This is a genomic window from Peptoniphilus duerdenii ATCC BAA-1640, assembly GCF_000146345.1.
In the GTDB taxonomy this organism is placed as follows: domain Bacteria; phylum Bacillota; class Clostridia; order Tissierellales; family Peptoniphilaceae; genus Peptoniphilus_B; species Peptoniphilus_B duerdenii.
The window spans coordinates 1165431-1185327 of record NZ_GL397071.1; the positions used below are offsets into that span (position 1 = coordinate 1165431).

Here is a 19897-nt window from a genome sequence, read left to right on the forward strand (position 1 = left end):
AAATATGGGACTTCAGCTTGGGTCAATGCTCATTATAAACGGAATCGTGGTCCATATAATAAAGATCATAAGGAAGAGACCGAGACCCTACTGGGTAGATGAATTTATAAATACTTTGGGAATAGATCTAAATGATTATTCATTTCCATCTGGCCATACCAATGCAGCTTTTACAATATTTTTTGTACTTAAAAGCATATTTCCACAGTATCTATATATTTTTCTAATCTTTGCAATCCTTATGGCGATTTCAAGAGTGTATCTCGGAGTTCACTATCCAACGGACACGGTGGCAGGAGCATTCGTATCTTGGATACTATACTTAATTCTATATGAGAAAATCAGAATCTTTATCGGAGGTTAATATGTTACTTACAAACTTTTTAGAAAAGAGAAAATCAGTTAGAAACTTCACAGACAAATCAGCTGACAGCGCAACTTTAGACAAAGTAAAATCAATAATCAAAAATTCAGAAGAAGAAAATTACATTCTTTTTGAAAATGGAAAGATCATCGCTAAGGGATTAGAAGGCAAGGCTGGATACAATAACACAATGATCGTTGCTCCACACTATATCGGTCTTTCTGTAAATGGAAGTACTGATGAAGATAGACTAAAGACTGGATACTATCTTGAAAAGATAAACACAGAACTTATAAGACTAGGTCTATCAACATGCTGGATCACAGTAGATAATGTAGATGATGCAACTTCAAAATCTGTTTTTGGAGAAGAAGGAGCTCACATCTCTTACCTAATCGCATTTGGATATCCAAAAGCTAGAAAACTTTTCGATCCTAAGACTCAAAGCGAAAGAAAACCTGTATCAGAAATAGTTTTCGTAGACGATTTCAACCATCCTGCAACAGCAGAAGATTTGGAACAATACGGAATTTTAAATATTATGTCTACAATTAGGTATGCGCCTAACTACATGAATTTACAACCATGGAGATTTTTAATAAAAGAATCTGCTATGGAACTTTTCATGGAAGAAAAATACGACAAAACTAAGACACTAGTTGACTGTGGTGTAATAATGTATTACTTCGAAGAGCTTATGAAAGCTATGGGAAGAAAATCTACTTGGAATATAAAATTAGAAGAAGCTGAAGGTATGCTTAAAATAGCTACATTTACTATGTAATTAAAGAGACTTTATGTCTCTTTTTTTTGTAATAAAAATTTTAAGAAATTATTTTTTTACATCTGGTGAAAAATTCTATTGACATGGTAATTTCTTATTGGTATTATTGCATTAGAAAGTGCTCAAGAAATTTGAGCGAAAGAGTGCCTAGGGATCCGTACTATGTAAAGGACCAAGCGGCACAGTGCTATGCACTACACCGAAGGGACAAAAGCCCAGGAGGATAGGTTTCGCTGACCTATCTTTCTGGGCTCTTTTAATGAAAAATTTTAAGGAGTGTATTATGAAAACAATTTACGAAGGTAAGACAAAAAACGTTCTAGAATCAGAAGATGGAAAGATATTTTTAAAATTCAAAGATACCATGACTGGCACAGATGGTGTATTTGATACAGGCGGAAATGAAGTAGCCGGATCTATCGAAGGAGCAGGTAGCGAATGCTTAAAAGTTTCCAAATTCTTCTTTGAAAAACTTCGTGAAAAAAATGTAAAGAGCCACTATGTTGACTCAGATTTAGAAAACAACTTAATGGAAGTTGAACCTATTACAATCTTTGGAAAGGGACTTGAAGTTATCACTAGATTTGTAGCAGTAGGATCATTTATAAGAAGATACGGAAGCTACATTGAAGAAGGAGCATCACTTCCAGGATACACAGAGATAACATTAAAAGATGATGATAGAAATGACCCACTAATCACAAAAGAAGGACTCGTAGATCTAAACATCTTAACAGCAGAAGAATATGACGAAATCGTAAGACAAAATCTTGAAAATGCAAAGATCATAAGAGACATTCTTGAAGAAAAAGGACTTAAACTTTATGACATCAAACTAGAATACGGAAGAAGAAAAGAAAACGGAGAAATAATTTTAATTGACGAAGTAAGTGGTGGAAACATGAGAGCATACAAAGATGGCAAGTACATCGAACCACTTGAACTTTCTAAATATCTAGGTATTTAATTTATTAAAAGAACGGAGAAAGAATGAGAGTTTCAGTTATTATGGGTTCTATTTCTGACAAAGAAATAGCTGACAAAGTAGTTAAGAAATTAAAATCATTTGATATAGAAACAGAAGTTAAAGTAATCTCTGCTCACAGAGCTACTAAGCTTCTTGAAGAATATGTAAAATCTGCAGAAGAAGAATCAAAGGTATTCATAGGAATCGCAGGAAAAGCTGCTCATCTAAGCGGAGTTATTGCTGCCATGACCACAAGACCTGTAATTGGAATCCCAGTTAAAAGTTCTACTTTAGGTGGACTTGAAGCACTACTATCCACAGTAGAAATGCCTAGTGGAGTACCAGTAGCAACAGTTGCTATAAATGGCGGAGAAAATGCTGCTATACTAGCTGCAGAAATCCTAGCAGTTTCAGATGAAAATTTAAGAAACAAACTTAAACAAATGAAACTAGATATGGAAAAAAAGATTAAAGAAACTGAATATGTTTACGAGGATTAAAATTTGAGCGCAATATTTGGAGTTTTTTCTCAAAGAAAAAATAAAAATGTATTTTTAAGAATTTATGCCGGTCTCTATGCCCTTCAACACAGAGGGCAAGAGGCTATGGGCATCTGTCTAATCGAAAATGAAAAGATATCTGAGATTAAGGGAAGAGGATTAGTATCTGACAATATAAAACACGACAATAAGAATAGCATCGGAGGATACGCAGGAATTGGTCACGTTAAATACGAATACTCTGACGATGATATAACTACCCTACCTATGCCTTGGCAATACTATCCAGATGGCAAGGACCAAGTAATAATCGCAGTAGACGGTAAATTCTTAGACGATAGAGATGTAGAAGAGATAGCTGGAGTTTTAAACGGACCAATCGAAAAAATTCCAGAATATATTCTAAACCTTAAGGGAGCATATTCAATTATCTTTGCAAAAAAAGATATGATGATTGCAATAAGAGATCCCCATGGAATAAAACCACTTTCAATGGGTAAGGTTGATTCAGAAATAATATTCTCAACAGAAACCTGCGGAATCACAGGTTCAGATGCAGAAGTAGTAAGAGATCTTCAACCTGGAGAAATAGTAGTAGTTACAAAGGACGAAGTGAAATCACTAAGAGCGGGAAACTTCACAGCAACTCCATGCGTCTTTGACTTCGTGTACACAGCAAGACCAGATTCATTTATAAATGGAACGAGTGTATATAGATCAAGAATAAAAATGGGCATGGAACTCTTTGAAGAAGCTCCAGTAGAAGCTGATATTGTAGTGGGATCACCAGACTCTGGTATGATTTCAGCACTTGGATTTGCGAGAGCTTCAGGAATAAGTTACGAAAAGGCAATAGTTAGAAATAGATATATTGGAAGGACATTTATACTTCCATCAGATGAAATGAGAAAAAAAGGCGTGAAGATGAAATTATCGCCTATTAGATCACTTATTGATGGTAAGAGAGTTGTCCTTGTTGATGACTCAATAGTAAGAGGTAACACTATAAAACACGTCATCGAAATACTAAAAGATTCTGGAGCAAAAGAAATTCATGTTAGGATTGCAAGTCCACCAGTTATTAGATCAGAATCTCTTACATTCGATGTGCCAAGCCCAGAAAAATTGATAGCAAACGGAAAAACTGTAGAAGATATACGCGAATATATAGGAGCAGATTCCCTTGCATACTTAAGTCTAGACGGACTAAATAAAGCCTGTGGCAATGGTAAGTTCTATGAAAGATGTTTTGGTGGATATGATCCATTTGAAGAAGGAGATGAAGATGTCAATTAATTACAAAGATTCTGGCGTAGATGTTGAAGCTGGAGCAAAGGAAGTAAAACTTATAAAAGGTATGGTAGAAGCGACCCATGGGAAGGAAGTTCTATCATCAATAGGTGGATTTTCTGGGCTATTCAGTCTAGAAAGTATGGACTATAAAAATCCGGTACTAGTTTCTGGAACAGATGGGGTAGGTACCAAGGTTATCATTGCTCAAAGCATGGATATTAATGACACAGTTGGGATAGACTGTGTTGCTATGTGTGTGAATGATATACTTTGCCAAGGTGCAAAACCATTATTTTTCTTGGATTATATTGGAACTGCAAAGCTTGAACCTCATAGAATGGCAGAAATTGTAAAAGGTGTGACAGAAGGTTGTAAGATTTCAAATATGGCACTAATCGGTGGTGAAACTGCAGAGATGCCAGGAGTTTATCATGGAGAGGACTATGATTTAGCTGGATTTGCTGTTGGAATCGTGGATAAAGATAAAATCATCGATGGTTCTACAATCGAAAAGGGAGATATAATATTTGGTCTTTCATCTTCTGGAATACATTCAAATGGATATTCATTAGTTAGAAAGATAGTCTCTGAAAGATCAGGACATGAATTAACAGATAAGGTAGAAGGTTTAGAAAAATCTCTTGGGGAGACACTTCTAACACCTACTAGAATCTATGTAAGAGAAATGTTAGACCTAATGGCAAAAGTTGATGTCAAAGGCGCTTGTCATATAACTGGCGGCGGATACTATGAAAATATACCTAGAATGATGCCAAAGGGACTGACAGCAAGTATAGATGTAACAAATGTAAAGATTCCATATATCTTTGAACTTTTAAAGAAATGGGGAAATCTTGAACTAAGAGAAATGTATAGCACATTTAATATGGGTCTTGGAATGGTATTTGTAGTTAAAGAATCTGATAGAGAAAAGGTGCTTCAACATTTCAAAGATTACGACTCTATCTACGAAATCGGAAAAGTTGTAGATGGCGATGAAATTGAACTCAAATATTAAAGTAGCTGTCCTAGTTTCTGGTTCAGGCTCAAATCTTCAAGCAATAATAGATGCTTCGAAAAATGATAGAGATTTCGGAGCTGAAGTTGTACTTGTAATCTCAAATAGAGAAAAGGCATATGGACTAAAACGGGCAGAGTTAGAAAACATAGACCACTTCTGCATTAAAGACAATGAAGAAGTACTTAAAAAATTAAAAGAATACGAAGTAGATTTAGTAGTCTTGGCTGGATATTTAAAGATAATTCCAGAAAGCATAATAGACGAATTTCCAAATAGAATTATAAATATACATCCATCGCTAATACCATCTTTTTGTGGAATGGGCTACTATGGAATAAAAGTCCATGAAGCTGCCATAGAAAGAGGCGTAAAGGTAAGTGGTTGCACCACCCATTTTGTAAATAAAATGGCGGATGCAGGTCCAATTATCTTGCAAAAGGTAGTGGATGTAGATTTTTCCTATGATGCGGATAGATTACAACAAGAAATTTTAAAGGAAGAACATAAAATTCTACCAGAATCCATAAAATTATTCGCCCACGGAAAGCTAGAAGTAGTAGGAAATAGAGTAAAAATAAGGAGTAATAATTGATGCGTGCACTAATTTCAGTATATGACAAAGAAGGAATCGTAGAATTTGCAACCGAGCTTGAAAAACTTGGCTACGAAATAGTAAGTACAGGTGGAACATACAAAAAATTAAAGGATAGCGGTTTAAAAGTAATAGAAATTGATGAAGTTACAAAATTTCCAGAAATTTTAAACGGAAGAGTTAAGACGCTAAACCCTCTTATCCATGGAGCAATCCTCTATAAGAGAGATAATGAAGAACACGTAAAGACTGTAAATGAACATAACATTACATCCATAGATATAGTTGTAAACTCACTATATCCATTTGAAGAATGCCTAAAGAGAGGCGCTTCTCACGATGAAATGATTGAAAATATAGATATCGGTGGACCATCTATGATTAGATCCGCTGCAAAAAACTACAAAGACGTACTAATCGTAACTAATAGAAATCAATATGACGAAGTACTTAAGAGATTAAAAGAAAATAACTGCGACGAAGAATTTAGATTCTCCCTTGCAAAGGAAGCTTTTAATCTAACTGCAAGATACGACAGTCTAATCGCTGGATACTTCAATTCATTCGGCGAAAAAGAAGAATTTGAAAAGATACTTGAACCTAGGTATGTTTTGAAAGAAGTCCTAAGATATGGAGAAAATCCACATCAAAAGGCAGCTTTCTATGAAGAAGAAAATATAGACAAAGTTGAATATAAAGTTCTCCATGGAAAACAAATTTCCTACAACAATCTAAACGATATGTACGGAGCAATAAAAGCTCTTAAAAACTTCGGAGATATTCCAACTGCAATTGCAGTTAAGCACACCAACCCATGTGGAATGGGCACCGGTTCTACTTTGGCAGAAGCGTTTAGAAAAGCATACGAATGTGACGACGAAAGTATATTCGGGGGAATCATCGCTCTAAATAGAGAAGTAGATCTAGAAACTGCAGAGATGCTTTCAAAAATCTTCCTAGAAATCGTAGTGGCACCATCATTTGCAAAAGATGCCTACGAACTTTTGGCTAAGAAGAAAAATATCAGACTTATCGAAATGCCAAGAATCAACGATTTTGAAATAAAGATGTCTGTTAAAGAAGTTTTAAATGGACTTATCGTTCAAGAGTATGATAATGTTGATTTAGATGAAGATAAACTTGAAGTAGTGACTAAGAGAAAACCTACAGAAGAAGAAATGAAGGAACTTAGATTTGCTTGGACTGCTGTTAAAGCAAGTGCATCAAACTCTGTTGTTGTAGCTAAAAATGGTGGAACACTTGGAATTGGTCAAGGTCAAACCAAGAGATCTTGGGCAGTTGAAGAAGCTCTTGAAAGAGCAGGAGATAAGATCGAAGGAGCAGTGTTTGCATCAGATGGATTCTTCTTTAAAGATACCATGGAACTTTTAAATAAATACGGCATCAAGGCTATAATAGAGCCAGGTGGATCTGTAAAAGACCCTGAAGTCATTGAATTTGCAGATGCTCATGATATGTCAGTAGTCTTTACTCATATCAGACATTTTAGACACTAAAAATAAATTTAAAAAAATTTTAAAAATAGTGTTGACAAAATTTTAAATAGCCCGTACAATAAAAAACAAGTTCAAAAAACGAACTTAAAAAACAAACTTAAAAAACAAACTTAAAAACTACAAGACAGGAAGAGTAAAAAGAATTTTAGTCTTTACAGAGAAGCTACATTTTGGTGAGAGTGGCGAGATGAGATCTTTTGAACATGATCCTTGATGGGGTGGTTCGATATTTAGAATCACACGGGAACTCCCGTTACAGAGTTAGTGTATGATGGTACATGAAGTGGCATTATTATTTATTATTGTAATGCAATTAAGGTGGTAACGCGGATTATTTCGCCCTTTTTATCCTAACGGATGGAAAGGGCGTTTTTTTTATTTTACAGGAGGCAAAATGATAGAAATTAAAAATGTAAGTGTAGCATTTGAAAATAAAAACAAAGTGGTACACGCACTTAGAAATGTATCTCTTGATATAAAAGAAAAAGAGATATTTGGAATTGTTGGTTACTCTGGAGCTGGAAAATCAACCTTGGTAAGATGTATAAATCTTCTTACCAGACCAGATTCTGGAGAAATATATATAAAGGGAGAGGATATAACAAAATTATCAGAAAAAGAACTTAGAAAAAAGAGAATGAAGATAGGAATGATTTTTCAACATTTTAATCTGTTCTCAACAAGAACAATATTTGAAAATGTATACTATCCTTTAAAACATTCGAAATTAAAAGAGAGTGAGAGAATTAAAAAAGTAGAATCGCTTTTGAAATTAGTTGACATCTATGAAAAGAGGGATGAGTACCCTAGCAAACTCTCAGGTGGTCAAAGACAGAGGGTGGCAATAGCAAGAGCCCTTGCAAATGACCCTGACATACTTCTTTGTGATGAATCTACTTCAGCTCTAGATCCACAAAACACTTCTCAAATTTTAAAACTTTTAAAGAGACTTAACGAAGAACTTGGGCTGACCATCGTAATCATAACCCACGAAATGCAAGTGGTTAAATCCATTTGTACCAAGTGTGCGGTGATGGAAGATGGAAATATTGTAGAGAGCAAGAGCGTGTTAGAAATCTTTTCAAACCCAGAACACAGACTTACGAGAGAATTTATTGAAAGCACAATCCAATCAGAAGAAGTATTAGAAACTCTAAAGAACAACAAGGACGTTGTAGTGACGGACAAATCCAAACTAGTAAGACTAGATTATACAGGAGATTCCACACTGGAACCTATAATCCTTGAGCTTTACAAAAAGTTTGACGTGGTCACTTCGATCCTTTGGGGAAATGTAGAATTTATACAGGATACACCACTTGGAGTTTTGATAGTGATATTAAAGGGAGATTGTAAAAATATTTTAAAGTCCTTCGAATACATGAGGGAAAAAAATATTAGGGTAACTGAACTTAAACTGGAGGAAGAAAATGAGTGAATTTTTTAAGAATGCGATAGCGATTAAAGGTGATTTTTTACCTGCAACATTAGAAACAATTTATATGGTATTTTTTACTTCGATATTTGCAGGTATAGTAGGACTAGCACTTGGAATAGTGCTTGTAACTACGAAGGAAGGCGGAATACTTGAAAACAAGGTTTTAAATTCAATCCTAGATAAATTTATAAACCTACTTCGTGCGGTGCCATTTATAATTATTTTGGCAGTGGTTGCTCCACTTACAAGTGCCATTGTCGGCACGAGGATCGGAGCGACAGCAGCGATAGTTCCACTTTTCTTTGGAGCATTTCCATTCTATGCAAAACAAGTTGAATCAGCTCTATCTTCTATAGACAAAGGTCTTATAGAAGCGGCAGTTTCAATGGGAGATAGTCCTTTTAATGTGATCACCAGAGTCTATTTAAGAGAAGGACTTCAAAATTTAGTAAGAGTTTCTGCTCTTACCATGATATCTTTAATCGGATTAAGTGCAATGGCAGGAGCTATTGGAGCGCAAGACTTAGGTAAGCTTGCAATAGCAACCGGTTACAATAGATTTCAAGATGACGTAGTAATAGTATCGATGGTTCTTATACTAATACTTGTGTATTTTGTACAAGGAATATCAAATTTAGCAATCAAAAAATTAGAAAGATGAGGTATTAAAATGAAAAAAACAATTAAATTTTTAGCAGTAGCAGCATTAGCAGTAGTATTAACAGCATGTGGTTCAAAGGACACCGCAAAGAAAGTAGATGAAAAAGTAGGAATAGATCGTCCAGTTAAGATAGGAGTAGTAGGAACTAAATCAGACACTTGGAATTTCGTAATTAAAAAACTTGAAAAAGAAGGAATAAAGGCTGAACTAGTAGAATTCACAGACTACAATCAACCAAACGTAGCACTTCTAGCAGGAGATATCGACCTAAACTCATTCCAACATCAAAACTTCCTAGATCACTTCAACGAAGATAAGAAATCAAACATAGTTTCAATAGGAAAAACACAGCTTGCACCACTTGGAATCTATTCAAATAAAATAAAAGACGTAAGTGAACTAAAAGAAGGAGACAAGATTGCAATCCCAGATGACGTTTCCAACCAAGCAAGAGCAATATTCTTACTTCAAACTGCAGGACTTATAAAAGTTGACGGTAAACCTGGAGATCCAGTAACACCAAAAAACATTATAGAAAATTCAAAGAATCTAGAAATAATACCAATGGACGCATCACAAACAGCAAGAGCATTAGATGACGTAGCAGCATCTTGTATAAATAATGGAGTTGCAACTGACGCAGGATATACTCCATCAAAGGATTCAATATTCCTAGAACCTGTAGATGAAAATTCAATACCATATATAAATATCATAGCAGCAAGACCAGAAGATAAGGACAACGAAATATTTAAGAAAATTGTAGCAGCATACCAATCTGACGACACTGAAGAAGTAATCAAAAAAGAAAGTAAAGGATCTTCAATAGCAGCTTGGAAATAATAAACTGGAGGAAAAAAGATGATTTCAAAAGAAGTTTTAGATTTAAAAGACTATGTAGTAGAAACTAGAAGATATCTTCACAAAAATCCGGAAGTATCACTAAAAGAATATAAGACATCTGCATTTATAAAAGGTGAACTAGACAAACTTGACATCGAATATGTAAATGTAGGAGAGACTGGAATATTGGCAACCATAAAAGGAAAGCATGAAGGTCCAACAGTATTCTTAAGAGCAGATATGGATGCCCTTCCACTTCAAGATAAAATTGAAAAGGATTATAGATCTATAAACGAAGGTGTGTCCCACGGATGTGGACATGACGCCCATGTGGCGGGACTTCTTGCAACTGCTAAGATTATTGCAAAGAGAAAAGATGAAATAAAAGGAACAGTTAAGCTCTGTTTCCAAGCAGCAGAAGAGATAGGTAGAGGAGCAAAAGAATTTGTAAAAGCTGGACATCTAAAAGATGTGGACTATGCATTCGGAATCCATGTTGCAAGTTCCCTACCTGTTGGTAAAGTTGCCGTAGTTCCAGGAGCGATAAATGCCTCCTGCGATATATTTAAAATCCATGTCAAAGGAGAAAGTGCTCATGGATCTAGACCAGACCTTGGAAAGGATGCTCTTCTTGCAGCAGCATCTATAGCCGTTGAACTACAAAATATAGTTTCAAGAAGGGTAAGTCCACTAGATAGCGTCGTGCTTACATTAGGTAAATTAAACGCAGGCACAGCTTATAACATCATCGCAAATGATGGTTATATAGAAGGAACTCTAAGGACACTTGACCAAAATATAAGAGAAAAAATCTTAAAGAAGATTGAACTTATTTCCAAAAATATTGCAGAAGTCCATGACTGTGAAGCAGAGTTTGAAAACTACAACGCAGCATCCATACTTAAAAATGATGAAAAACTCACAGAAGAAGTACAAAAAATCGCAAAGAAGATACTCGGCACAGAAAATGTAATCACAGCTGGCAAACCATCTCTAGGAGCAGAGGATTTCTCAGAATTTACAAACTTAGTTAAGGGAACATTTATAAATGTGGGCACATCAAGTTGTGACGCTACCTCCTATCCTCACCACCATGAAAACTTTGATCTAGATGAAGAAGGAATCCTCTATGGGGTGGAATTATTTAAAAATATTTTAGAAAAATATTCATTAAAAGAAAATAAAATTGATCTAGAAAAATTTGGCACAAATAAAAAATCAAAAAATAAAAATAAATCTTTAGCAGGAATTTGGTAAAATTTAAAAACCTCCAATAATTATTGTTACAAAATGGAAAATTCATAATTTTAAAAAATTATAATATGTTACAATAATTATGGAGGTATTATGAGAATTTTAAGTAAGAAAAAAACAGCTGAAGTAATAGAAATACTAAATAAAACATATCCAGATGCAAAGTGCGAATTAAACTATTCGACTCCATTTGAACTTTTGGTAGCAACCATTCTCTCTGCCCAATGCACGGATGTGAGAGTAAATATGGTGACTAAAGAATTATTTAAAAAGTACAATACCCCACAGCAATTCGAAGAACTTGGAGCAACTTCGATAGAACCACTGGTAAAAACTTGCGGCTTCTACAGAAATAAAGCCAGATCCATCTATGGGGCATCGAAGATGATCATAGATGAATACGGTGGCGAAGTTCCAAATACCATAGAAGAACTTGTGAAACTTCCAGGAGTAGGGAAGAAGACAGCAAATGTAGTTGCGTCAAACTGTTTTGGCATACCTGCAATAGCGGTTGACACCCATGTGTTTAGGGTTACAAATAGAATTGGAATCGTAAATGAAAAAACTCCAGAGAAGACAGAAGAAGCACTTATGAAGAGAATAGATAAAAATATGTGGACAAAGGCTCATCATCTAATAATTTTCCATGGGAGAAGAAGATGCATGGCTAGGAATCCAGATTGTGGACTTTGTGAGGTGAGAGAGTATTGCAACTGGATAAAGTAAAAAAAGCGGTATATATAACTATAACTGTACTAATCCTTTCCATATTAATATTTAGTTACTACTATTCAGTTAAAGACTCCGGAAAAATATATAGTGGAGTAAAAGTAGACTCCATAAATGTATCTGGACTTACCTGTGAGGAAGCTGAGAAACTAGTAACTGAAAAGACCAATGAGAAAAAATCAAAAAAGATTGAATTTAAATTAGGAGATTTGACTTACTCAAGAACGCTTGGAGAACTTGGATTTGACAAAGAAATAAAAGACGCAATAAAAGAAGCGTTCTATGTAGGAAGAAGCGAAAATAAAATCGCAAACTTCTTCAGGATAATCTCACTTCCAATAGCGAATAAAAATATAGAATCTAAAACTATAATATCTGATGAAAAAGTACAAGAATCCATAAATTACTTAGTAGATAAAGTCTATATAAAATCAGAAAATGCAAAAGTAGAAAATATAGATGGAAAATTTGTAAAATCAAAAGAAGTAGTAGGAAGATATCTGGACGCATCAAATCTAAAAGAAGAGATTAAAAATTCCATAGGCAAGGTTGACACAGTTGAAATAAAAGCTTTGCCTATACTACCCGAAGTAAAATCCGAATTCTTCGATGGAATCGACGCAGTGTTAGGAAGTTTTATAACGGATTTTCACAGATCAGAAGACAATAGAAAGTTCAATATAGAACTAGGAGCAAGTAAAATATCCAATATATTTGTAGCGCCTGAACAAGAAATATCGTTCAATGACACCATCGGAGAGATGAATGAAGCAGGTGGATTTAAAGCTGCAGGAGTCATAGTAAATGGAGAGTTCGACAGAGGTTGGGGCGGAGGAATCTGCCAAGTATCAACAACCCTCTACAACGCCCTCGTAAGGTCTGACATAGAAATATTAGAAAGATCCAACCACTCCCGTCCAATAGGATATGTGGAAAGAGGAGCAGACGCAGCAGTGGCACCAGGATATAAAGATTTAAAATTCAAAAATAACTTAAAACATAAAATATATATAGACTCAAAAATCGTAGATGACAAAATAGAATTTATAATTTATGGAAACAGTAGCGACAAAGAATTCGACATAGACCTAATTACTAAATTTGTAAGTGAAAAAACACCAGAAACCATAACTAAGTACTCAGATCAAATTCCAGAAGGAGAAGTACAAGTTGAATCCCAAGGCAACAAAGGCTACGATTACTCATCATTCAAAGAATATAAAAAGAATGGAGAAGTAGTAAAAGTAGAAAAATATCTAAGCTCACACTACATACCAAAAAATAGGGTAGTAGTAATAGGACAGGGAAAAGCAAAATCAAAAGATTCTGAAGAAAAGTCAAAGAAAAAGGAAAGCAAAAAAGATAACAAAAAGGAAAGCAAAAAAGATAACAAAAAGGGAAGTAAAAAAGAAAATAAAAAAGAAACTAAGAGTAAAAAATCAAAGAAAGAAAAAAGATAAAGATTTTACGCTAAAGCACCGATAAGGTGCTTTTTTATTGTAAAGCCTTCCAGGATTTCCTTTCTCTTAAATACTTCCAATATGTCTAAAGGTGCTTTTAAAGAGGAGACTGAAATTTTGCATTACAACCTCCGCATACTTTAAGTTTCATAATTTCACCTCTACATTTAATAAAATACTTTAAAAAATTTTTTAAAACAACTATAATAAATTTATGTTTAAAGCGACAGATTATGAAGAAATTTTAAAATTTAAAAATCCTATTTTTATTGATTTGCGAAGTGAAGGAGAGTTTGAAGACGGGACAATTTTAGGGGCAATATCCATGCCCATACTTTCAAATGAGGAGAGAAAAATTGTGGGTACTCTCTATGCATCAGGAGATGTAAAGGGAGCAAAGGAAAAAGGTGTGGAGTTTTTTGCACCCAAGCTTACGGATTACTATAAGCGCATTTCCCAAATGGAAGAAGATCATGAAGTTGTCCTATTTTGTTCTAGGGGAGGCTTTCGCTCTACTGCACTTTTTAATCTCTTAAAGACCTTGGGACACAATGTCTACAAGCTAAATTACGGATACAAGTCATATAGAAAATATGTCCTTAACTTTATGGAAACCTTTAAAGATTACAAGTATGTGGTCCTTAAAGGCTACACTGGCTGTGGCAAGACGGAAATTTTAAAAGAGCTAAGGAAAAGGGGAGAGAATGTCCTTGATCTTGAAGGCCTTGCAAGACACAGAGGCTCCCTTTTTGGAGGAGTAGGCATGGGATTTCAGCCTTCTCAAAAGACCTTTGAGTCGGAGCTTATGGAAAGCTTTAAAAGTTTTAAACCAGGTCCGGTCTTTGTAGAAGGAGAGTCACCACGCATAGGAAGCATAAATCTTCCTTCGGAACTTATAAAGGCTATGGCTAAGACGGATAAAGTTTTTTTAATTGAGGACACAATTGAAAGAAGAACAGAGCGAATTAAGTCCGACTATTTAAATGACTATGGCTTGGAGAAAAAAGAAGAGATTATCTCAGCACTTGAAAATTTAAAGAGATATATAAGTGTAAAGAGATACGAAAATTATTTGAAGTTGGTGGATGAAGAAAACTTCGATCTTATAATTAAAGACTTGATGATAAAATACTATGACGCCAATTACTCTATAAATAAGGACAAAATTTTTTATAAAATTTTAAATGAAGATATTAAAAAATCCTGTGACACAATACTTAATACCTTAAAATAAAAGCATCAGAAAAGGTGCTTTTTTTTCGAATAAAATTTTGGTGATAAGTTTTATTATGAAATAAATTTAAAACAAAAAAATAAAAAACCGATACAATCGTATCGGTATTAATTGGTGCGGAAAAGGGGACTTGAACCCCTACGCGAATAGTCGCACATGCCCCTCAAACATGCCTGTCTGCCAATTCCAGCACTTCCGCAAAACATCTTATTTAGTTTACCACTTTTGAATTATTTTTTCAACTAAAATAAAAAATCTCCCACCAGGGGAGATCTATAATTAATTTTTTCTCTTTTTTATTCTTCTTGCTGCGAAAAAGATATTCTTTACATTTTTCATTGGAACTTTTCTAAAATGTTTTAGAGCTTTATATGCTAAGAATATCATTTTTAATTTTCTCATCTTCTACCTCTTTTCTTGTGGTGCATGTACCAATCTTCGTCATGAACGTTGCAGTAAAGGGATGGCACATATTGATAGTCATCCGGGTATATGCCTCCGTGATCTTTTGAATTGTATGGTGGATTTCTTTTGAACAGTATCTTTAGTTCTACATCTTCTTTTGGACAGTATTCTCCTGCGAGTCTGCCTGAAGAGTTGCAGATTAGAAGTTTTACATGTCCATCGCAGTATTCTGTAGGCACATTTGTCGCTTCAAAACTTTCTAAGTATCCATCCTGTGCTTCTTCACAGAGTTTTGTACCGAGCTTTCCAGATTTTTCACAGATAAATTTCTTAACTATTCCATCAGGTGTTTTGAATTTGTCTGGCAATTCTCCATCTTGAGCAATCTTTTCTATTTCTTTGTAGAAATTTATAAGATAATCTTTGTCTACATTTACTTCTATTTTTGGTGAGTCGGCTCCAAACCATGTAGTGATTACGTAGTCGTTTGTAAATCCACTTAGCCACATATCGCTTCTATCTTTATTGATACCCATCATCGCTCCTTGGTCATACTTTCTAGCCATAGGTTTTAGTTCACCACGGGTGACATTTGTCCTTAGTGCATCTCTAAGCAGATGACCAATGGTTTCTTTGTAAATTCTCTTACCTTTTGGGTTTGAATTGTCGATTAAGGATTCACCATTACTATCTATGATTTTAATTATTGATGTAGGTTTCTTGTAGTCACCGAGCCTTGCTACGGTTAAGTACGCATTAGTCATATCAAAAGGTGAGAAGCCGTAGTGCAAGTTGCCGAGTCCTAGTCCGTCTAGTGTTTCGTCATTTTTGTTTGGATCTTCTGTCGAGGTTATGAACCTATCATTTTCATTTATAAGTCCGATTAGTTTTAGAGTTTCTACAGATTTTTTAAATCCAACTTCTTTAAGTATTTTAACTGCTGCCACGTTGGAATTATTTTCTAGTGCAAGCCTTCTTGTGAGAAGTCCCTTGTATCCGGGATATTCATTGGATGGCCACATATTGCCATCTACAAACATCGGCACATCGTCTACCACGTCTGAAAGTCTATCTCCTTTAAGTAGAGATGCTAAGTACACAGAGAATGGTTTCAAAAGACTTCCAGGATTTCTTGTGCTGTCATAAGCTCTATTAAATATTTTTTGATTTTTAGATTTTGTATCAAGCCCGCCTACGATTGCTCTAATATATCCGGTTTGCACATCGGTTATAAGAGATGCAGATTCCGGTTGAGTTATAGGGTTTCTATCTGCATTTATAAATTCATTTGAAATTATTAGATTGTCATCTACAATTTTGTAAAATGTCGGATTGTCTTTTAAAAATGCGTGATCTATAACGATATAATCCTTTTGATTTTTAAATGAATTCTCCGGCACCTTTATCTCTTGAATACTATATGTTACAAGGGATTTGTCGCTGAATTTATAGGTGTCTACTATGTCGATTTTCTTATCTACTCTTAAAAAATTCTTGTTTATTGAAAGGTCATTGGACTTTGAAATAGAATAGTCTTCCTTAGATAATTTTAGATTGAAATTTTCATCGAAATACTTGTCGTGATTTAGATACACTAAATTTCCTGCAGAGTCGATGATATTTTCGTTTGCGTCTATATTTATGGAAAGTCCAATGCTTTCTCCGCCACTTTCTATATATGTCTTTAGATTTTCGTATACATTTTCTAGCTGATTTTGTTTTAACTTGTCAATGGAACTTATGATGTGGTAACCATTGGTAAGCAGTTTGTATTCAGCTTCATCTGCAGAGACATTGTAGAGTTTCATAAGCTCTCTCGTCGCCTGAGCCTTTATAAAGTCGGTGGAATAACTGCTCATTTGGTGGTATTTTTTAATACCTGGCTTGATCGAGCCAACTATATCGAAATCTAACGCCTCTTTATATTCTGCTTCAGTTATCTTTCCAAGGTCCAACATTTTTTTAAGAACTATTTTCTGTCTTTCAAAAGCTTTGTCATTTAGAACTATGTTGTATTCTATTCCGTCTATTACAGTAGTTCCCACTAATTTATTCTTATCCTTGTCAAAATTATCTACAGTGAGCCTCTTAACTGGAGGATATTCAACAGGTGATTTTGCAATTCCTGCCAAGAGGGCAGCTTGAGCAAGGTTTATATCTTTTGCATGTTTAGAAAAATATGATTGGGAGGCAGCTTCAACTCCGAATGCTCCTTGTCCAAGGTCGATTCTATTTAAATACCCTTCCAAAATTTCTGGTTTAGATAAAACAGATTCAACTCGAAGTGCAAGATATGCTTCTCTTATCTTTCTAGTGAGAGTCTTTTCGTTTGTTAAGTAAACATTCTTAACCAGTTGTTGGGTGATGGTTGAACCACCACGCACTAGATTTCTACTCTTTATATTTGTTAATGTCGCCCCTGCAATAGATTTTAAATCTATGCCGTGGTGAGTATAAAACCTTTGGTCTTCTATGGATACAAATGCATCTTGCAGCACTTTTGGAATTTCATCTATGGATAGAATGGTTCTATACTGTCTCGCATCAATCTTTTCTAGGAGTTCGCCCTTTTCATCATAGATATATGAGGTCTGTTCGAAACTCGAAGACAGATTTTTCAAATTGGTAGGAGGGGATTTCTTTATAATTGAATAAAAAACAGTAGCAAAAATAGTACCTATAGTTATAAGTAGTATAAGTATAGATAGAATTATTACTTTTATTTTTCTTTTTTATTTAAATCTTTAAAATTAAATTTAAAATCTAAGTTTAAATTGAAATTCATTTCTTACCTCCCAAATTCATTATAGCATTAAGAAATCGTTTTGTCTTTTTCAATATTGTATTAAACAGAGGACTTTCACCATCTTTTATATAAAATTTCAAAATCTATAAAATGATAAAATTAAAATTTTATTGTATAATGACTTTATGGAATACATTGAAAATTTAAAGAAAAAAGAAAAAGTTATACTTGTCGGCACAGACCTTGGAGCACTTCCAAATTCACTTAGTTCATCCATGGAAGAACTTAGGGAACTTGTTGAAGCTGATGGCGGGGAAGTGATGGGAGTGGTCACTCAAAATATTGAGAAGTTCAGCCCAAAATTTCTAATCGGCTCGGGAAAAGTAAATGAGATTAAAGAAATCGCAAAAAATATGGAAGTTGAAACCATTATTTTCAACGACGAGCTGACAGGGATTCAACTTAGAAACTTGGAAAAAGAATTAAAATTAAAAATTGTAGATAGAACCAACTTGATTTTGGATATTTTTGCCCTTCGTGCCAACACCTATGAAGGTAAACTGCAAGTGCTACTTGCAAAGAGGGAATACGAAATGCCAAGACTACTCGGTATAAAGGGTTGGTCCAGAACCGGTGGAGGAATCGGAACTCGTGGTCCTGGGGAACAAATTATAGAAACAGATAGAAGAAGACTCCAAAGAGAAATCGACTCCATTCGTGACAAATTAAAAGTTGCAGAAAAAAATAGAGAGACTAGATCCAAGAGAAGAATGGAATCTCGACTTCCAATCGTGTCCTTGGTGGGATATACCAACGCAGGAAAGAGTACGATCTTAAATAGAATTAAAAATTCTAACAGTAGAGAAGTATTCGTAAAAAATATGCTCTTTGCAACCCTAGATCCAAATTCAAGGAAGTCAAAACTTTTAAATGGAAGAGATTTTATAATTTCCGATACGGTTGGATTCGTATCAAAACTTCCGACGAAACTTATAGAAGCATTTAAATCCACCTTGGAAGAGATAAGAGGTTCTGATTTAATCGTCCATGTTATGGATGCATCTTCATCGGACATAGAAATTCAGTACAAGACCACAATGAATATTCTAAAAGACATAGGGGTTATGGATGTTCCAATCTTAACTGTATATAACAAGATGGATAGAGCAGAGCTTGAAGATATAATCCTACCTCAAGTGGATGGAGATTATATATTTATATCTGCTAAGCATGATGAAAATATGGACAAACTGCTAAATGCTATCGAAAAATGTTTGAATATAAAGTATCAAGAAGTTTCACTTCTATTTCCATATAGCAAGACAGATGTGCTTGATAGATTTTTAAGTGGCGTAGAAGCTATATCTGTGGAATATTTAGCTGAAGGCACCAAGGTAAGAGCCATACTAAACGAAAATGAAATCAGAGAGTACGGTGAATTTTTATGATGTACTATTCAATGCTCGGGGAATCTACCGGAGAATTTATTGAAAAAAAATCTAGATTTATTGGATTTATAAAAAGAGTTGAAACGGAAGAAGAGGCTTTGGAGTTTATAGATGAAAAAAAGTCCAAGTACTACGACGCAACTCACAATACTTACGCCTATATAATCGGAGAGAAAAAGAATATTCAAAGATACTCCGATGATGGTGAGCCAAGTGGAACTGCAGGAGTGCCAATGCTTGAAGTTTTAAAAAAAGAAGACATGACCAATGTGGTGACGGTGGTTACGAGATACTTTGGAGGAGTTCTTCTAGGAGCAGGAGGACTTGTAAGAGCATATACAAAGGGAGTAGTAGAAGCGATAAATGGTGGCACAAAAGTGCTTATAAAATCCATGAACCGAACGAAATTCACCTACGACTACACCGCCCACGGAGCGATTACAAACTATCTTATAACAAATGGGTATAAAGTAATAGAAGAAAATTATACAGACATGGTCAGCGTCACCATCGATGTGGACCCAGAGGATAAAAAGATATTTGACGATATGAATGACATGACCAGTGGAAGTGTAGAAATAAAGAGTTTGGGAGAGGTAATCCTTCCAACTGTAGATGGAAAGATATTATACGAGGTGTAA

General features: G+C 34.7%; 19 protein-coding genes, 1 tRNA gene and 1 other annotated feature. Of the genes, 17 read left to right on the top strand and 3 right to left on the bottom strand.

All coding sequences use genetic code 11. The features are described from left to right. The first annotated feature begins 4 nt into the window (after nt 1-4). The 15 genes from HMPREF9225_RS09815 (at nt 5) to mnmH (ending at nt 14657) form a co-directional block, all read left to right on the top strand. Entirely contained in the window at nt 5-364 is a 360-nt protein-coding gene (locus HMPREF9225_RS09815; RefSeq protein WP_050748289.1) for a phosphatase PAP2 family protein, read from the top strand. Between the two features lies 1 nt (nt 365). After that, nucleotides 366-1148, top strand: a complete 783-nt coding sequence (locus tag HMPREF9225_RS05180) for a nitroreductase family protein (RefSeq protein WP_040551328.1) — start codon at nt 366-368, stop codon at nt 1146-1148. A gap of 283 nt (nt 1149-1431) precedes the next feature. Next, entirely contained in the window at nt 1432-2115 is a 684-nt protein-coding gene (locus HMPREF9225_RS05185) for a phosphoribosylaminoimidazolesuccinocarboxamide synthase (protein ID WP_023060224.1), read from the top strand. A gap of 23 nt (nt 2116-2138) precedes the next feature. Further along, nucleotides 2139-2615: a 5-(carboxyamino)imidazole ribonucleotide mutase gene (gene purE, locus HMPREF9225_RS05190; RefSeq protein ID WP_008901901.1), complete on the top strand. Its 477-nt coding sequence runs from the start codon at nt 2139-2141 to the stop codon at nt 2613-2615. Between the two features lie 3 nt (nt 2616-2618). After that, complete coding sequence (locus HMPREF9225_RS05195) at nt 2619-3911, top strand: amidophosphoribosyltransferase (protein WP_008901902.1); 1293 nt, start codon at nt 2619-2621, stop codon at nt 3909-3911. Further along, on the top strand, nt 3901-4926 hold the full coding sequence (purM, locus tag HMPREF9225_RS05200; RefSeq protein ID WP_040551329.1) for a phosphoribosylformylglycinamidine cyclo-ligase: 1026 nt from the start codon (nt 3901-3903) through the stop codon (nt 4924-4926). The genes HMPREF9225_RS05195 and purM overlap by 11 nt, the downstream gene beginning before the upstream one ends. Beyond that, the gene (purN, locus tag HMPREF9225_RS05205; protein ID WP_008901904.1) at nt 4904-5521 is read left to right on the top strand and encodes a phosphoribosylglycinamide formyltransferase; all 618 of its coding nucleotides are present in this window, start codon (nt 4904-4906) and stop codon (nt 5519-5521) included. Before purM ends, purN begins: the two co-directional genes overlap by 23 nt. After that, nucleotides 5521-7038 carry a bifunctional phosphoribosylaminoimidazolecarboxamide formyltransferase/IMP cyclohydrolase gene (purH, locus tag HMPREF9225_RS05210; protein WP_008901905.1) on the top strand — a complete coding sequence of 506 codons (1518 nt, stop codon included), beginning with the start codon at nt 5521-5523 and terminating at the stop codon, nt 7036-7038. The genes purN and purH overlap by 1 nt, the downstream gene beginning before the upstream one ends. A gap of 112 nt (nt 7039-7150) precedes the next feature. Next, nucleotides 7151-7385: a binding site (T-box leader), on the top strand. 47 nt (nt 7386-7432) lie between these two features. Next, entirely contained in the window at nt 7433-8476 is a 1044-nt protein-coding gene (locus tag HMPREF9225_RS05215) for a methionine ABC transporter ATP-binding protein (RefSeq protein ID WP_008901906.1), read from the top strand. After that, nucleotides 8469-9137 (top strand): methionine ABC transporter permease, encoded by a 669-nt coding sequence (locus HMPREF9225_RS05220; protein WP_008901907.1) that lies wholly within the window; start codon nt 8469-8471, stop codon nt 9135-9137. Before HMPREF9225_RS05215 ends, HMPREF9225_RS05220 begins: the two co-directional genes overlap by 8 nt. A 9-nt stretch (nt 9138-9146) precedes the next feature. Beyond that, nucleotides 9147-9980, top strand: a complete 834-nt coding sequence (locus HMPREF9225_RS05225; RefSeq protein WP_008901908.1) for a MetQ/NlpA family ABC transporter substrate-binding protein — start codon at nt 9147-9149, stop codon at nt 9978-9980. A gap of 18 nt (nt 9981-9998) precedes the next feature. Further along, complete coding sequence (locus tag HMPREF9225_RS05230) at nt 9999-11237, top strand: M20 metallopeptidase family protein (RefSeq protein ID WP_008901909.1); 1239 nt, start codon at nt 9999-10001, stop codon at nt 11235-11237. Nucleotides 11238-11327: 90 nt separating this feature from the next. After that, nucleotides 11328-11960, top strand: a complete 633-nt coding sequence (nth, locus tag HMPREF9225_RS05235) for an endonuclease III (RefSeq protein ID WP_008901910.1) — start codon at nt 11328-11330, stop codon at nt 11958-11960. Beyond that, on the top strand, nt 11942-13423 hold the full coding sequence (locus HMPREF9225_RS05240) for a VanW family protein (RefSeq protein WP_008901911.1): 1482 nt from the start codon (nt 11942-11944) through the stop codon (nt 13421-13423). The genes nth and HMPREF9225_RS05240 overlap by 19 nt, the downstream gene beginning before the upstream one ends. A 214-nt stretch (nt 13424-13637) precedes the next feature. Next, a complete protein-coding gene (gene mnmH / locus HMPREF9225_RS05245; protein ID WP_008901912.1) occupies nt 13638-14657 on the top strand; it encodes a tRNA 2-selenouridine(34) synthase MnmH in 1020 nt (339 codons plus the stop codon). 112 nt (nt 14658-14769) lie between these two features. Here the strand turns inward: mnmH and HMPREF9225_RS05250 are convergent. The 3 genes from HMPREF9225_RS05250 to HMPREF9225_RS05255 form a co-directional block, all read right to left on the bottom strand. After that, nucleotides 14770-14856, bottom strand: a tRNA-Leu gene (locus HMPREF9225_RS05250). 80 nt (nt 14857-14936) lie between these two features. Then, entirely contained in the window at nt 14937-15059 is a 123-nt protein-coding gene (locus HMPREF9225_RS10565) for a hypothetical protein (protein WP_008901913.1), read from the bottom strand. Beyond that, a complete protein-coding gene (locus tag HMPREF9225_RS05255) occupies nt 15056-17683 on the bottom strand; it encodes a transglycosylase domain-containing protein (protein WP_008901914.1) in 2628 nt (875 codons plus the stop codon). Before HMPREF9225_RS05255 ends, HMPREF9225_RS10565 begins: the two co-directional genes overlap by 4 nt. A gap of 310 nt (nt 17684-17993) precedes the next feature. Here HMPREF9225_RS05255 and hflX point away from each other — a divergent pair, with 310 nt between their 5' ends. Both hflX and HMPREF9225_RS05265 read left to right on the top strand, forming a co-directional pair. After that, entirely contained in the window at nt 17994-19256 is a 1263-nt protein-coding gene (gene hflX, locus HMPREF9225_RS05260; RefSeq protein WP_008901915.1) for a GTPase HflX, read from the top strand. Next, complete coding sequence (locus HMPREF9225_RS05265) at nt 19256-19897, top strand: YigZ family protein (RefSeq protein ID WP_040551688.1); 642 nt, start codon at nt 19256-19258, stop codon at nt 19895-19897. Before hflX ends, HMPREF9225_RS05265 begins: the two co-directional genes overlap by 1 nt.

What these genes read in the sequence shown, in the direction of transcription:
- HMPREF9225_RS09815 (WP_050748289.1), top strand. Translation starts at nt 5, where the DNA reads ATGGGACTTCAGCTTGGGTCAATGCTCATTATAAACGGAATCGTGGTC.
- HMPREF9225_RS05180 (WP_040551328.1), top strand. Translation starts at nt 366, where the DNA reads ATGTTACTTACAAACTTTTTAGAAAAGAGAAAATCAGTTAGAAACTTC.
- HMPREF9225_RS05185 (WP_023060224.1), top strand. Translation starts at nt 1,432, where the DNA reads ATGAAAACAATTTACGAAGGTAAGACAAAAAACGTTCTAGAATCAGAA.
- purE (WP_008901901.1), top strand. Translation starts at nt 2,139, where the DNA reads ATGAGAGTTTCAGTTATTATGGGTTCTATTTCTGACAAAGAAATAGCT.
- purM (WP_040551329.1), top strand. Translation starts at nt 3,901, where the DNA reads ATGTCAATTAATTACAAAGATTCTGGCGTAGATGTTGAAGCTGGAGCA.
- purN (WP_008901904.1), top strand. Translation starts at nt 4,904, where the DNA reads ATGAAATTGAACTCAAATATTAAAGTAGCTGTCCTAGTTTCTGGTTCA.
- purH (WP_008901905.1), top strand. Translation starts at nt 5,521, where the DNA reads ATGCGTGCACTAATTTCAGTATATGACAAAGAAGGAATCGTAGAATTT.
- HMPREF9225_RS05215 (WP_008901906.1), top strand. Translation starts at nt 7,433, where the DNA reads ATGATAGAAATTAAAAATGTAAGTGTAGCATTTGAAAATAAAAACAAA.
- HMPREF9225_RS05220 (WP_008901907.1), top strand. Translation starts at nt 8,469, where the DNA reads ATGAGTGAATTTTTTAAGAATGCGATAGCGATTAAAGGTGATTTTTTA.
- HMPREF9225_RS05225 (WP_008901908.1), top strand. Translation starts at nt 9,147, where the DNA reads ATGAAAAAAACAATTAAATTTTTAGCAGTAGCAGCATTAGCAGTAGTA.
- HMPREF9225_RS05230 (WP_008901909.1), top strand. Translation starts at nt 9,999, where the DNA reads ATGATTTCAAAAGAAGTTTTAGATTTAAAAGACTATGTAGTAGAAACT.
- nth (WP_008901910.1), top strand. Translation starts at nt 11,328, where the DNA reads ATGAGAATTTTAAGTAAGAAAAAAACAGCTGAAGTAATAGAAATACTA.
- mnmH (WP_008901912.1), top strand. Translation starts at nt 13,638, where the DNA reads ATGTTTAAAGCGACAGATTATGAAGAAATTTTAAAATTTAAAAATCCT.
- HMPREF9225_RS10565 (WP_008901913.1), bottom strand. Translation starts at nt 15,059, where the DNA reads ATGAGAAAATTAAAAATGATATTCTTAGCATATAAAGCTCTAAAACAT.
- hflX (WP_008901915.1), top strand. Translation starts at nt 17,994, where the DNA reads ATGGAATACATTGAAAATTTAAAGAAAAAAGAAAAAGTTATACTTGTC.
- HMPREF9225_RS05265 (WP_040551688.1), top strand. Translation starts at nt 19,256, where the DNA reads ATGTACTATTCAATGCTCGGGGAATCTACCGGAGAATTTATTGAAAAA.